The organism is Bradyrhizobium sp. 604_D8_N2_3 (assembly GCF_051810765.1).
GTDB classification, from domain to species: domain Bacteria; phylum Pseudomonadota; class Alphaproteobacteria; order Rhizobiales; family Xanthobacteraceae; genus Bradyrhizobium; species Bradyrhizobium barranii.
Genome location: NZ_JBPWPM010000001.1, coordinates 8,825,104 through 8,837,379, shown reverse-complemented (window position 1 = coordinate 8,837,379; position 12,276 = coordinate 8,825,104). Strand labels below are relative to the sequence as shown.

Here is a 12,276-nt window from a genome sequence, read left to right as displayed (position 1 = left end):
AGGCGGCCGTTGTGCCACAAAATGGTGCGCGAAGTCAGCCCATTGACAGCGCCGCCTAACCCCGGATCGCCTGCTCGATCGTGCGCGCCTCCCGCAGCAGGATCTCCACGACTTCCTGCTCGCGGCGGGGGCCGAGCCTCGTCCGAACGGCGGAGACCGTCATCGCTGCGGCCGGCTGTCCGTCCGGGGTCTTGATCCAGGTGGAGATCGATTTCGTGCCCTGCACGAGGCCGATCTCCCGCATGCCATACCCCAGCCGTCTCGCGGCGGTGACCTGGCCGAGCACCGTCGCGACGTCGGTCCGGTAGGCCCCGAATCGCTTCTCGTTGGCCGCGACGATTTTTCGCGCGTCCTGCGCCGGCATCGCGGCGAGGATGGCGACGCCTGCGCTAGAGACGCCGAGCGGCCGGCGCGCGCCGACCTCGATCGACAGCACCTGGATCGGATAGATGCCGATCCTGCGATCGACGCACAGCGTGTCGTTGCCGGTCCGCACCGTCAGGAACAGCGTGTCGCCGATCTCGGTGGAGGCACGCCGCAGCGACGGATTTGCCGCGACCAGCAGCCGCGACGGCCGCGGGCGCGCAAGTGCGAGCTCCGGCACCTGGTTGCCGATCGCGTAGCGGCCGGTTCGCTCGTAACGTTCGACGATGCCTTCCTCGATCAGCACGTGGACGATGCGATGCACCGTCGGGCGGGTGAGGCCGGTCGCGCGCACGACCTCGGCCAGTGGCACGCCGTCTTCGCGGCCTGCGGCAAGAATACGCAGCACCGCGAGGGCGCGCCGGATCGCCTGCGCGCCCTGTCGCGGCTCTGCCGTTCCGCGGGCGGATGTTGCGGAGTTTGTCTTGTCCATATTATGGACAAGAACGCCACAATTCACTCGACAGGTAAAGCGCTCATCTGGAGATTGCGCCGCGATCGAGCGCCATGCGCGACGTCACGGCATTCGATATGGAATTGGAAGCGCCGCCGGGAGGTTAACATGAGATTAATCTGGATTGCCATAGCTGCCGCAGCCGCGATGCTGGCGGGACCCGCATCGGGCCAGCAATGGCCGGCGCGCAGCGTCAAGCTGATCGTGCCCTATCCGGCCGGCGGTAATGTCGACAGCGCCGCGCGCATCGTCGCCGACAAGCTCCAGGAAAAGCTCGGCCAGCCCTTCATCATCGAGAACAAGGCCGGCGCCGGCGGCATGATCGCGGGCGAAGCCTTCGCGAAATCGGCGCCCGACGGTTACACGCTGTTCGTCGGTGCCAACGGTCCGGTGCTGTTCGCGACTGAGATCAACAAGCGCGAGGCCTATAACTGGAAGAAGGATTTTCTTCCGATCTCGACGATCTCGATGACGCCGCTGGTGCTCGAAGTGCACCCGTCCGTGCAGGCCACGACGTTCAAGGAATTCATCGAGCTCGCCAAGCGCGAGCCCGGCAAGCTGACCATGGCCTCGCCCGGCCCCGGCACCACCAACCATCTGCTCAGCGAGCTGATGCAGTCGAGCCTCGATCTGCAATGGGTCACCGCGCATTACCGCGGCAACGCGCCGGCGATCAACGATCTCCTGGGCGGACAGGTGCAGTTCGCATTCGACCAGCTCACGGTCAGCCTCCAGCACATCAAGGCCGGCCTGTTCCGCGCGCTCGCCGTCACCAGCCCGCATCGCCTGAAGTCGCTGCCTGACGTGCCGACCTTCGCCGAGCTCGGCTACAAGGATTTCGACGGCCAGACCTTTACGGGCCTGTTCGCGCCTGCCGGCACGCCGGCGCCGATCGTCGACAAACTTCACGAGACGCTGGTTGCGATCCTGAAAGATCCCGGTGTGATCGACAAGTTCGAGAAGCTTGGCGGCGAATCCACCCCGATGACGCCGGACGAGTTCAAGGCCTATCTCGCGCGCGAGGACGCCAAGTGGATTCCGGTCGTGCGCAAGGCCAACATCAAGGCTGACTGATCGATGCGGATCGACCCCACCGAGCTCGGCGCGGAGCGCATCTACCGGCTGATGACCGGCATCGTGGTGCCGCGCCCGATCGCGTGGGTCACGAGCCTGTCGCGCTCCGGCGTGCTCAACCTCGCCCCCTTCAGCGCCTTCACCTTCGTCTCGCAGAAGCCGCCGATGCTGGCCATCAGCGTCGGCCGCAAGGGCGCTGACTACAAGGACACCGCGCACAACATCCTCGACACCGAGGAATACGTGATCCACATAGCCGATACCCCGCTGATGTCTGCGGTGCACGACAGCTCCGTCGAGCATCCGCCTGAAATCAGCGAGGTCGAGCATCTCGGGCTGGAGACGCTGCCGTGCGAGCGGATCAAGGTGTCGCGGCTTGCGGCAGCACCGGTGGCGATGGAATGTCGCTTCCGGCAGTGCCTCGAATTCGGCGATGCCCGCAGCCGGCTGATCGTCGGCGAGGTCGTGATGTTCCACATCCGCGACGGCCTCGTGAACGACGGCAAGGTCGAGACCGCGGCGCTCGACCCGATCGCGCGCATCGGCGGCCCGCGCTACGCCCGCCTCGGCGAGATCGTGACGCTGAACACTGTCTTCCAGACGCCCAAATCCAAAGACTGAGCGCGCGGCCCATCGCGCGGGCCCTCGTGCCTGAAGACCATTGGAGAACACGACAATGCGACTCGTAAGCTATCTCTTGGACGGAGAGCCGCGCTATGGCGCGGCGGTGGATGGCGGCGTCGTCGATCTGACCAGGCGGATCGGCCGCGACTTCTCCGACGTGAAAGCGCTGATCGCGGCCAACGCGCTCGCGGACGCGAAGGAAGCGGTGGCCGGACAAAAACCCGACCACGCGCTGGAAAGCCTCGTCCTGCTTCCGCCGGTGCTGGCGCCGGAAAAGCTCTGGTGCATCGGCGTCAACTACGCCGAGCGCAATGCCGAGTATAAAGACAGTTCGGACCTGCCTAAATATCCCAGCCTGTTCGTGCGCAGCATGTCGTCGATGACGGGCTCCGGCCAGCCGATCGAGAAGCCGCATGTGTCCGACCAGCTCGACTATGAAGGCGAGCTCGTCATCGTGATCGGCCGGGGCGGCCGTCACATCCCGCGCGAACAGGCCTTCGCCCACATCTTCGGCATGACCCTGTGCAATGAGGGCACGATCCGCGACTGGCTGCGCCACGGCAAGTTCAACGTCACCCAGGGCAAGAATTTCGATCGCTCCGGCAGCATCGGGCCGTGGATCGTCACGTCTGACGAGCTCGATCCGCGCGGGCCTCATGACATCATCACGCGCGTCAACGGCGAGGTGCGGCAGCAGGACACGACCGAGCGGCTGATGTTCCCGTTCGATTTCCTAATCTCCTATCTCTCCACCTTTGCCACCCTGAAGCCCGGCGACATGATCGTAACAGGCACGCCGACGGGCGCGGGCGCGCGTTTCGATCCGCCGCGCTGGCTGAGGGTGGGCGACGTCGTCGAGGTCGAGTCTACTGGCATCGGCGTGCTGCGCAACACCGTCGCCGCGGAGCAGTAAGCCATGCTTGATACCGCCACGATCGAACGCCTGGCCGCGCGCCTGGATGAGGCCGAGCGCAGCAAGACGCTGATCCCGATGTTCTCGAAGGAATATCCCGACTTCGCCATCGAGGATGCCTACGCCATCCAGCGCGCCTGGACGAAACTTCAGCTCGGCCGCGGCCGCGTCATCAAGGGACACAAGATCGGCCTGACCTCGAAGGCGATGCAGAACGCGGTCGGCATCTCCGAGCCCGATTACGGCGTGCTGTTCGCCGACATGTTCTATGCCGACGCCACGCCCATTCCGTTCGACCGCTTTCACGCGCCGCGCATCGAGGTCGAGCTCGCCTTCGTGCTGAAGGCGCCGCTGCGCGGACCTGACTGCACCATCTTCGACGTGCTCAACGCCACCGACTACGTCACGCCTGCGCTCGAAATCCTGGAGACGCGCATGCATCGCGTCGATCCCGAGACCGGCAAAACGCGGAAGGTCATGGACACGATCTCGGACAACGCGGCCAATGCCGCGCTGGTGCTTGGCGGCCGCCCGTTCCGTCCCATGGACGCGGACCTGCGCTGGATCGGCGCGCTGCTGTTCCGCAATGGTGAGGTCGAGGAGACCGGGCTTGCCGCCGGCGTGCTCAATCATCCCGCCAATGGCATCGCCTGGCTCGCCAACCGCCTTGCGCCGCATGACGAATATCTTGCGGCCGGCGAGGTGGTGCTGGCGGGATCGTTCACCCGTCCCGTCGACATCCGCCGCGGCGACACGTTCCATGCCGACTATGGCGCGTTCGGCTCGGTGTCGTGCCAGTTCGTCTAAACCAATAAGAGAGAGGGAGCGCACCATGACGGGTCAAACGCGGCGCAAGAGCATCCACATCGGCGGCTTCAAGCACGCCAACCCGATTCCCAACGCCTGCCGCATCGGCAATCTCGTGATGTCCGGTGTCATCCTCGGCCGTGATGCGGCCGGCGTGATGCCTGCGAGCCTGGACGCGCAATGCGCCAACATGTTCGCGCATATGAAGGCGACGGTGGAAGCCGCCGGCGGCACCACGGACGACATCATCAAGATGACGGTGTGGCTGAAGGACCGTACGCAGCGCGGCCCGGTCAATGTCGAGTGGCTGAAAATGTTTCCGGACGAGCATTCGCGCCCGGCGCGCCACGCGCTGCCGATGGACAATATGGACGGCGGCGCACTGGTACAGTGCGACTTCACCGCCGTGATCGACTGAAGGAGCATTTGCATGCCGACCTATCTGCCGTTCGATCCGAACCCCCGCCGCCCGGTCAAGGCGCCGCCGCCGAAGACTGTCGACAGCCAGTTTCACGTGCTCGGACCCATCGACAAATATCCGGAGCGCCCCGGCGCGGCCTATCGGATGCCGAGCGCGACCTGGGAAGCAGCGCTGCGCGTGCACAAGACGCTCGGCATCGAGCGCGGCATCATCGTGCAGACCACGACCTATGGTGCGGATCATTCCGTCGTGCTCGACGGCCTCGCCGCGATGGGCCCGAATTATCGCGGCTGCGCCAACGCACTGGTGTTCGCGGAGGCGAACGACGCTTATCTCGCCAAGCTGCATGACGCGGGCGTGCGCGGCGCGCGCTTCAGTTTCCGCCAGGAGCTCGGCGCCGTGCTGTCGGACGCCGATTTCGCCCGCGCCATCGCGCGCATCCGCGAGCTCGGCTGGTACGTGAAGATCCAGCCCGAGAAGGACGGCATCGTCTCCAGCGTCGCCAAGTACGAGAATCTCGACGTTCCGGTGCTGATCGACCACATGGCGCGGCCCGATCCGGAAGCCGGCAAGGCCGACCCGAACCTGCGCAAGATGCTCGAGCTGCTCGCCAAGGGCAATTTCTGGGTGATGCTGTCGCTCGGCGAGAAGACCTCGAAGGCCGGCCCGCCTTACGACGACGTCATCCCGATCGCGCACGCCTATATCGAGGCCGCAATCGACCGCTGCGTCTGGGCCAGCGACTGGCCGCATCCCGTCTCCGTCAAGCAGCCGCCCAACGACGCCGACCTGCTCGAGCTGATGTATCGCTACGTGCCCGACCAGGCCGAGCTGGAGAAGATCCTGGTGCACAATCCGGCAAAGCTGTTCGGCTTTCCGGACTAGGGCGGACTTGATTCACACCGCCGGCTGCTTCGCCAACCTATCCCGCACCTCGGCTGCGATCTCGAACGAGCGCAGCCGCGCGGCGTGATCGTAGATCTGGCCTGTTGTCATCAGCTCGTCCGCGCCGGTCTCGGCGATTAGCGCCTTCAGCCTGTCCTCGACCACGGCAGGCGAGCCGACGGCGGAGCAGGACAGCGACTGGCCGACCATGGCCTTCTCGGCCGGCGACCACAGCGCATCCATGTCGTCGACCGGCGGCGGCAGCGGGCCGGGCGTGCCGCGGCGCAGATTGATGAACTGCTGCTGAAGCGAGGAGAACATCCGCTGCGCCTCCGCGTCGCTCTCGGCGGCGAACACGTTGACGCCGACCATCGCATAGGGTTTGTCGAGCTGCGCCGACGGCTCGAAGCGCGCCCGATATTCGCGCAGCGCCGGCATCATCATTTGAGGCGCGAAATGCGAGGCGAACGCGAAGGGCAGCCCGAGCATCGCGGCAAGCTGCGCGCCGAAGGTGCTCGATCCCAGGATCCAGAGCGGCACCTTCGTCCCAAAGCCGGGCACGGCGCGGATCGCCTGGTTCGGCTGGACATCACCGAGCAGCGCCTGCAACTCCAGCACGTCGTGTGGAAAGTTTTCGGAACTCGTCGCGAGGTCGCGCCGCAATGCCCGCGCCGTGAACTGATCGGTGCCCGGCGCGCGGCCGAGCCCGAGATCGATCCGCCCGGGATAGAGCGACTCCAGCGTGCCAAACTGCTCGGCGATGACCAGCGGCGAATGGTTCGGCAGCATGATCCCGCCGGACCCGACCCGGATCGTCCTGGTCCCGCCCGCGACATGTCCGATCACCACCGACGTTGCCGCGCTGGCGATGCCCGTCATGTTGTGATGCTCGGCCAGCCAGAACCGCTTAAAACCCCAGCGCTCGGCATGCTGGGCGAGATCGAGCGAATTGCGAAATGCCTGCGCCGCATCGCCACCTCTTCGGATGGGAGCGAGGTCGAGCACGGAGAAGGGGATCATGGTGGGTACCGGGTGGGTGTGCGATGTGCGCTGCGGCCTCACATGTAGTGGCTTAATATGGAAATGTTAGCGCGGCCGTAGCGCGCAAATGCAATCCAAACCTGCTGTGCTAACGTCAGAAACGACGTAGCGGGCCAGGATTTACCTTTTTGCTTCTCAAGAGCGAAATCGTCCTCCGTTTACTAGTTTTGGCTCCATCTCGTGAATTGTTCTGCCGTTCCTATTCCACGTCTCTGGGGTCGAGGGACGAACCTCCATGATTGTCGGTTCGGTCGAGATGTGGCCGGCACCTTTCCCGTTGGCAGCAGCTACAGCAAGCCGCGCTTGTGCTGGATGATGATGATAACGCGAATGATGCAGTCCGATACTGACTCGCCGGGCCGGCGTGCCTTGTGCAGCATTTGCCACGTCACCTCATCGATCTGTATCTGCCATTTGCCGCTTGCCAGGCGTTGTCCAGTATCGTCGGACGGGAACTCGGCCGCAATCAGAGCGCGGCACTCGTCGGTGATTTCAATTTCCGGCATAGTTGGTCGTTCTCGCGGACGGTGTGCTCGCGTGCAGCCCTCGCCCGATCCGGAGAGATCAGCCAGTTAAATCGCGGTAACAACCGATCCAGCCGAAGCCGATGCCGATCGTCCTGACCATGGACGATGAGCGCGACATCTGGACGCAGTCGCGGTAGGGCGCTGCGGCGCCACCAGTGGATGCTTGCTGAATATTGAGGGACGCGGCGCTGACAAGAAGGATCATTCAATGGCTTGGGTCTCGTTCGCGCAGCCGTGACGCTTGAGTCGTCGGGCTCCCGTCGTCGCCGGACATTGCCGATCCTTCACAACCTTAATGCGATTTAACGAGGTTTCCGTAAGCGGTGTGGGTAAACCGCGAGTTGCGGGGGCGTCCTCCAGACACGAGATGACGCCGTGAAGTTTGACGAACAGGAACGCACCGCGCTGACGGACGCTGGGTTTTCCGTCGCCGACAACAGCAAGGCTGCCTACGTCGAAGCCGTCGTGGTGATCGCCGCGTACGACGCCGAAACCTATTGGCTGACGTTCGCCCTGCCGAATGATGCCCAGATCGTGTGCGTTGTGCCACGCGACCAGATTGCCGACGCGATCGCAACTCGTAACTACGCAGCTCGGCGGAACCAACTTCAGTGAAGCTGACCTTCCCTCATGCGAGGCTGAAGGCGCTCTGGAACGAGGCCGTCCGGCAATGGCCGGTTTCGGTGCGAGCCATGAACGGTCGAGATTCGCCCGGTTTCTGGCTTGTCGGTGGCCAAGGCATCTATCTCGTGCATAACGGCGCCAGGCCTCGGGGCAGCGTGACTCTGGCCTACGCAAACGAATGCGACCCGGTCAGGGTGCCGGTCCAAAGTTGGTTGGGTATCAAGCGCGCCATCTTCGGCGATAACGATGGGAGGGAATTCGTCGATCTGGTGATGATCGGCACTGCCGTCGATGCCGGCGCCGACCTCGAGGTGACCTTCGAGCCCGACACGATGACGGTGGCTGTCGTCGAAAAAGGGACGGCGAGCATACGACTGCAATCGCTGCGCATCCGGGACAAAAATGATACCACGTCAGGACGCAGTTGTCGGGTTTGAGTCTGAATCTCGGCTAAGGACCAGACGCGGTATCTTGGCCCGCTACTCTCTCCAAGCCCTGCACATCGTCGTCCTCCCAGTCCTCCCATTCCACGTTGTTGGTTTCGAGATAGCGGGCGACGGCTACGCCGATTGTCGGGAAGAAGTAATTCTCTCCAAGCTGCGCGAAGAGGCCAAATCTTTTCAGCTTGTCCTTCACGGGATCTTTGAGTTCGGCAAAACAAAACTCTATGCCTTGCGCGTGCAACGATCGGTCCAGTTCGGCAACCACGTCGCAGGCGGTGACGTCTACGCTCGTGACCGGCTCCGCGGCAACAACTAGCCAACGCACGGGTGTTGGCGATGTCGCTACGGCATCCAGGACGCGTTCCCTGAAGAATTCGGCGTTGGCAAAAAACAGAGGTGCATCCCAGCGAAACAGGACCAGCCCGGGGACCCGGCGCGCATCCGGATATCGTGTGATGTCGTGATAGCCTTTGACGCCGTGGGCGCGCCCCAATACGGCGGAGTGTGGGCGCCAACCGTCCCACAGGAACTCGATGATAGCGATTGCGATCGCAAGACCAATTCCTGGAATGACTCCGAGCACTGCTACGCCGACAAAGCAGACGATCGCCAGCCAGAATTCCCACCGCTGAATGCGATAGATTCGTTTGAGGTCGGCAACTTCAATCAAGCCAATCGCCGATGCGATGACGACGGCGGCCAATGCGGCGGTGGGTAAATGTTGGAGCAGGCTCGGCGCGACCAGGAGGAGCAACGCGATGGCAAGCGCGCCTACGACGCTGGTGAGTTGAGTGCGGGCACCGGCGGCTTCCGCAACGGGTGTCCGTGAACTACTGCTGCTGATCGGGAAGCCCTGGAAAAATCCCGTCGCCAGATTGGCGGCACCGAGCCCGACCATCTCTTGGTTGGGATCGACCCGAGACCCCAATCGCGCAGCATAGGCACGTGAAAGTACGCTCGTATCGGCAAACGAAACCATCGCTACTGCACAACCGCCGATCAGCACCGGCACGAGGTCGCTGGAGGTGATCCATGGGACAACGAAACCCGGCAGGCCCTGGGGAAGGGGGCCCAGCACCTTGACGCCGTATTGCGTCCCGAGATCAAGCACCCCGACGACGAGCGTAGCCCCAACGACCGCAATCAGAAGGCCCGGTACCCGCTTGTTGTTCCTGAGAAGCAGGATCACGATCAACGTGGCGAGGCCAATCGCGAACGCGACCCAGTTTATCTGCCCCCCAAGGATCGCGCTGACAATCGCCCACAGGCTTCGCAGTGGCCCCTCGCTCTCGATGGAAAAGCCGAAGAGCTTGGGCAGCTGGCTGATCAATACGGTCAGGGCAATTCCGTTCATATACCCGTAGCGTATCGGCTTCGAGAGAAGCTCGGTGATAAAGCCAAGGCGCGCGACACCTGCCAGGATACAGACCGTCCCTGAGACAATCGCCATCATGCCCGCGAGTGTCACGGCCCGCAGGGGATCGCCCTGAGCCAAGGGAGCGATGACTCCAAGGAGTATTGCCGCCAGCGCCGAGTCCGGGCCAAGGACGAGAATGCGGCTTGGGCCGAACAGCGCGTAGGCCAGCAGCGGCACGATCGTTGCGTACAAACCGTAGATGCCCGGCAGGCCCGATGCAGCTGCATAGGCAATGCCGACCGGGACCAGCATTGTCGCCAGGACGATGCCGGCGAAGATATCGTGCGGAAGCCATGCTGCTTCATATTGACGGAGAGTGTCGAGTCCGGGCAACCAGCGCTTCATTGATGGTCTCTCCCAGCCCGCATTGAGCAAGTTTGCCCCGCATGATGTGTTGGACCGATCAGGCTATTACGCCCGCAGCAGGCTGAACAGTGGCCCGGCGCTATGGCCGAAGCAGCACAGCGGGCCATGGGTGCCAGCCGGCACCAAGTCTTCCCTGCACCCTCTTCACGGACGAGCGGGAAGGACCAAAACCGAACTCGGGCGTTTCATGCCGCGAGAATGGCGTTCGTTCGCGGCTGTTTGAGTGGCCGGCACCTCCGTTCACAACCCTGTTATTGCGACCCATGGCGCCCTTTGTCTCAACTGGGCGTTTTGCGCCTGTTGTTGTACCCTTGGTGAAACAACTGCTGGGGTCGCGAGGAGGAACTGACATGACCATGGTCGTACTCAACCGACGCTATCTCCTCGCCGCCGGCGGCTCGGTCCTGGCGGCCGGGGTGTCCGGGCTCCTGTTGCCGGCCCGTGCCGAAGGCCTCGCACCGACCGAGTCGATGTCGGGTGGCGCGAACAATTACCGGAAGGGCGCGGCGATCGTGGACCGGATCGGCAAGGGCGGCTTCTGGATGAGCGGCACCGTACGCCGCGCAGGCGACGGGGCGCCGCTCGCCGGGCAGCGCATCCAGATCTGGGCGCACACGACCGAAGGGCAGGAGCAGGAGCCGCAGAGTCATGGCGCCACGCTCACCGACAAGGACGGCAAGTTCCGGCTCGAGATGCCGCAGATCATTCCGATCTTCGGCCAGCCGCACGGTCACCTCGCCTATGACAGCGGCGAGTTCAAGACCGTCTTTCTGCGGCCGGTGATGCGGAGCGCGAAGGAGACGAGCCTGGAAGCGCACTTCGTCCTGCAGCCGGGCTGACCGGGTTGCGAATGAAGGGGTGGAGACTGGCCCGGGTGATCCTGATCTGGGTCGCCCTTGCTTTGGCAATTGGCGTGCCGATCGCCGCGGCAGCGGGAAGCGAGCAGCTCGCATGGCGCGGTTCGCTTTACATCCTGGCCGGGTTTGCGGGGATTGTTGCCCTCGGCCTCGTGCTCGTTCAGCCCCTGCTGATCGGCGGATATCTGCCGGGATTTCCGGCCTATCGCGGACGGCGCGCACATCACTGGATTGGCGGCGCGCTGGTCGCAGCGATCGTGATCCATGTCGTTGGCCTCTGGATCACCAGCCCGCCCGACATGATCGACGCGCTGACTTTCTCATCGCCGACGCCGTTCTCTCCCTTTGGCGTGACCGCGATGTGGGCCATCTTCGCGGTCGCGCTTTTGGCCGCCCTGCGCCGGCGATTGGGACTGCGACCACGAACCTGGCGCTTCATTCACATGCCGCTGGCGATCGTCATCGTCGCAGGCAGCGTGGTCCATTGCCTGCTAATCGAGGGGACGATGGAGACGATCTCTAAGGCGGCACTCTGCGCGCTCGTCCTCGCGGCAACCGTAAAAGTCATGATCGACCTGCAGGTGTGGCGAAAGCGAAGGACCTTGCGCGGCGAGAGCACTGCGCCGCGGTGACATGGCCGCGCGTAGCGCGTAGTAGAGCGAAGCGAAACCCATCGCACTTTGTCCGCGCGGAAGCATGATGGGTTTCGCAAGCGCTCTACCATCCTACGAAACTTTTGCTGACCGCCTTGTTCAAACACGTTCGGCGTCGTCAGCGCCGATCTCCGCTCCGCTTGTCGCAGATAGCGACGGGGCGTATCCTAGCGCGATGGTTGTCAGTGCCCCCGAGCTGAAAACGTTCCTGCTCGCGACGCCGTTCTTCGGCGGTCTTCCGGACCCGAGCCTCGACCTGCTGATTTCGATGCTGGTCGAGTGCCGCTTTGATGCCGGCGCGACCGTCGTGGCGGAAAGCGAGCCGGGACGCTCGCTGTTCATCGTCAAGTCCGGCCGGCTGGCGGTGAGCAAGCGGGCGAACTCGGGGAACGTCATCCCGATTTCCGTTCTGGAGGCTGGCGATTTCTTCGGTGAAATGACGCTGATTGAAATGCAGAATCGCTCCGCCACGGTGGTCGCGGAGAGTCCGACGGTGCTGTACGAGCTGACGGCGCAAAAGCTCTACGCTTGCTACAAGGCCGATATCCACGCCTATGTGATCGTCCTGCAGAACGTCAATCGAGAGCTATGCCGGCGGCTGCGCCGTGCCGACGATCGCCTCACCGGACACCAGGCGGACGAAGACGAAACCCCCGCGAGATGACTGTGCTTCTCTGCGCCGCCGCAAGTTCGCTCCGCGGCTGACGGTCCCGGATTACGCTCGCGCTCCATCCGGGCCACGCCACT

Annotated in this window: 16 protein-coding genes; 11 read left to right on the top strand and 5 right to left on the bottom strand. The window is 63.8% G+C overall.

Features of this window, described 5'->3' with window-relative positions; translation table 11 throughout:
- Positions 1-55 precede the first annotated feature (55 nt).
- On the bottom strand, positions 56-856 hold the full coding sequence (locus AB7245_RS42505; RefSeq protein ID WP_085400886.1) for an IclR family transcriptional regulator: 801 nt from the start codon (positions 854-856) through the stop codon (positions 56-58).
- Positions 857-985: 129 nt separating this feature from the next.
- Here AB7245_RS42505 and AB7245_RS42500 point away from each other — a divergent pair, with 129 nt between their 5' ends.
- Genes AB7245_RS42500 through AB7245_RS42475 form a run of 6 tightly spaced genes read left to right on the top strand, consistent with a single transcriptional unit; the run spans position 986 to position 5,601 of the window.
- A complete protein-coding gene (locus AB7245_RS42500) occupies positions 986-1,951 on the top strand; it encodes a Bug family tripartite tricarboxylate transporter substrate binding protein (RefSeq protein ID WP_085400888.1) in 966 nt (321 codons plus the stop codon).
- Between the two features lie 3 nt (positions 1,952-1,954).
- Positions 1,955-2,572 carry a flavin reductase family protein gene (locus AB7245_RS42495; protein ID WP_135216929.1) on the top strand — a complete coding sequence of 206 codons (618 nt, stop codon included), beginning with the start codon at positions 1,955-1,957 and terminating at the stop codon, positions 2,570-2,572.
- Positions 2,573-2,627: 55 nt separating this feature from the next.
- Entirely contained in the window at positions 2,628-3,488 is an 861-nt protein-coding gene (locus AB7245_RS42490; RefSeq protein ID WP_354079055.1) for a fumarylacetoacetate hydrolase family protein, read from the top strand.
- Positions 3,489-3,491: 3 nt separating this feature from the next.
- On the top strand, positions 3,492-4,295 hold the full coding sequence (hpaH, locus tag AB7245_RS42485) for a 2-oxo-hept-4-ene-1,7-dioate hydratase (protein WP_085400894.1): 804 nt from the start codon (positions 3,492-3,494) through the stop codon (positions 4,293-4,295).
- Positions 4,296-4,320: 25 nt separating this feature from the next.
- Positions 4,321-4,713 (top strand): RidA family protein, encoded by a 393-nt coding sequence (locus AB7245_RS42480; RefSeq protein WP_028159133.1) that lies wholly within the window; start codon positions 4,321-4,323, stop codon positions 4,711-4,713.
- Positions 4,714-4,725: 12 nt separating this feature from the next.
- Positions 4,726-5,601, top strand: coding sequence for an amidohydrolase family protein (locus tag AB7245_RS42475; protein ID WP_085400896.1), 876 nt, complete (start codon positions 4,726-4,728; stop codon positions 5,599-5,601).
- Between the two features lie 12 nt (positions 5,602-5,613).
- On the opposite strand, the gene AB7245_RS42470 is transcribed toward AB7245_RS42475, so the two are convergent.
- The 3 genes from AB7245_RS42470 to AB7245_RS42460 form a co-directional block, all read right to left on the bottom strand.
- Positions 5,614-6,621 carry an LLM class flavin-dependent oxidoreductase gene (locus tag AB7245_RS42470; protein WP_085400898.1) on the bottom strand — a complete coding sequence of 336 codons (1,008 nt, stop codon included), beginning with the start codon at positions 6,619-6,621 and terminating at the stop codon, positions 5,614-5,616.
- Positions 6,622-6,929: 308 nt separating this feature from the next.
- Complete coding sequence (locus AB7245_RS42465) at positions 6,930-7,148, bottom strand: hypothetical protein (protein WP_028151408.1); 219 nt, start codon at positions 7,146-7,148, stop codon at positions 6,930-6,932.
- 58 nt (positions 7,149-7,206) lie between these two features.
- A complete protein-coding gene (locus AB7245_RS42460; protein ID WP_161495807.1) occupies positions 7,207-7,374 on the bottom strand; it encodes a hypothetical protein in 168 nt (55 codons plus the stop codon).
- 170 nt (positions 7,375-7,544) lie between these two features.
- Between AB7245_RS42460 and AB7245_RS42455 the strand changes: the two genes are divergently transcribed.
- Together AB7245_RS42455 and AB7245_RS42450 are read left to right on the top strand one after the other, a co-directional pair.
- Positions 7,545-7,784, top strand: coding sequence for a hypothetical protein (locus AB7245_RS42455; protein ID WP_085400900.1), 240 nt, complete (start codon positions 7,545-7,547; stop codon positions 7,782-7,784).
- Entirely contained in the window at positions 7,781-8,230 is a 450-nt protein-coding gene (locus AB7245_RS42450; RefSeq protein ID WP_071909249.1) for a DUF3085 domain-containing protein, read from the top strand. The genes AB7245_RS42455 and AB7245_RS42450 overlap by 4 nt, the downstream gene beginning before the upstream one ends.
- 13 nt (positions 8,231-8,243) lie before the next feature.
- Here the strand turns inward: AB7245_RS42450 and AB7245_RS42445 are convergent, their stop codons facing one another.
- On the bottom strand, positions 8,244-9,998 hold the full coding sequence (locus AB7245_RS42445) for a SulP family inorganic anion transporter (protein WP_085400902.1): 1,755 nt from the start codon (positions 9,996-9,998) through the stop codon (positions 8,244-8,246).
- A gap of 371 nt (positions 9,999-10,369) precedes the next feature.
- Here AB7245_RS42445 and AB7245_RS42440 point away from each other — a divergent pair, with 371 nt between their 5' ends.
- The 3 genes from AB7245_RS42440 (at position 10,370) to AB7245_RS42430 (ending at position 12,193) form a co-directional block, all read left to right on the top strand.
- Positions 10,370-10,858, top strand: a complete 489-nt coding sequence (locus tag AB7245_RS42440) for a Twin-arginine translocation pathway signal (protein ID WP_085400903.1) — start codon at positions 10,370-10,372, stop codon at positions 10,856-10,858.
- Between the two features lie 11 nt (positions 10,859-10,869).
- On the top strand, positions 10,870-11,508 hold the full coding sequence (locus AB7245_RS42435) for a ferric reductase-like transmembrane domain-containing protein (protein WP_085400905.1): 639 nt from the start codon (positions 10,870-10,872) through the stop codon (positions 11,506-11,508).
- A gap of 196 nt (positions 11,509-11,704) precedes the next feature.
- Complete coding sequence (locus AB7245_RS42430; protein ID WP_071909253.1) at positions 11,705-12,193, top strand: cyclic nucleotide-binding domain-containing protein; 489 nt, start codon at positions 11,705-11,707, stop codon at positions 12,191-12,193.
- Positions 12,194-12,276 lie beyond the last annotated feature (83 nt).

Excerpts from the sequence above, each read along its gene's own strand:
- AB7245_RS42505 (WP_085400886.1), bottom strand. The coding sequence starts at position 856 with ATGGACAAGACAAACTCCGCAACATCCGCCCGCGGAACGGCAGAGCCG.
- AB7245_RS42500 (WP_085400888.1), top strand. The coding sequence starts at position 986 with ATGAGATTAATCTGGATTGCCATAGCTGCCGCAGCCGCGATGCTGGCG.
- AB7245_RS42495 (WP_135216929.1), top strand. The coding sequence starts at position 1,955 with ATGCGGATCGACCCCACCGAGCTCGGCGCGGAGCGCATCTACCGGCTG.
- AB7245_RS42490 (WP_354079055.1), top strand. The coding sequence starts at position 2,628 with ATGCGACTCGTAAGCTATCTCTTGGACGGAGAGCCGCGCTATGGCGCG.
- hpaH (WP_085400894.1), top strand. The coding sequence starts at position 3,492 with ATGCTTGATACCGCCACGATCGAACGCCTGGCCGCGCGCCTGGATGAG.
- AB7245_RS42480 (WP_028159133.1), top strand. The coding sequence starts at position 4,321 with ATGACGGGTCAAACGCGGCGCAAGAGCATCCACATCGGCGGCTTCAAG.
- AB7245_RS42475 (WP_085400896.1), top strand. The coding sequence starts at position 4,726 with ATGCCGACCTATCTGCCGTTCGATCCGAACCCCCGCCGCCCGGTCAAG.
- AB7245_RS42470 (WP_085400898.1), bottom strand. The coding sequence starts at position 6,621 with ATGATCCCCTTCTCCGTGCTCGACCTCGCTCCCATCCGAAGAGGTGGC.
- AB7245_RS42465 (WP_028151408.1), bottom strand. The coding sequence starts at position 7,148 with ATGCCGGAAATTGAAATCACCGACGAGTGCCGCGCTCTGATTGCGGCC.
- AB7245_RS42460 (WP_161495807.1), bottom strand. The coding sequence starts at position 7,374 with ATGATCCTTCTTGTCAGCGCCGCGTCCCTCAATATTCAGCAAGCATCC.
- AB7245_RS42445 (WP_085400902.1), bottom strand. The coding sequence starts at position 9,998 with ATGAAGCGCTGGTTGCCCGGACTCGACACTCTCCGTCAATATGAAGCA.
- AB7245_RS42440 (WP_085400903.1), top strand. The coding sequence starts at position 10,370 with ATGACCATGGTCGTACTCAACCGACGCTATCTCCTCGCCGCCGGCGGC.
- AB7245_RS42435 (WP_085400905.1), top strand. The coding sequence starts at position 10,870 with ATGAAGGGGTGGAGACTGGCCCGGGTGATCCTGATCTGGGTCGCCCTT.
- AB7245_RS42430 (WP_071909253.1), top strand. The coding sequence starts at position 11,705 with ATGGTTGTCAGTGCCCCCGAGCTGAAAACGTTCCTGCTCGCGACGCCG.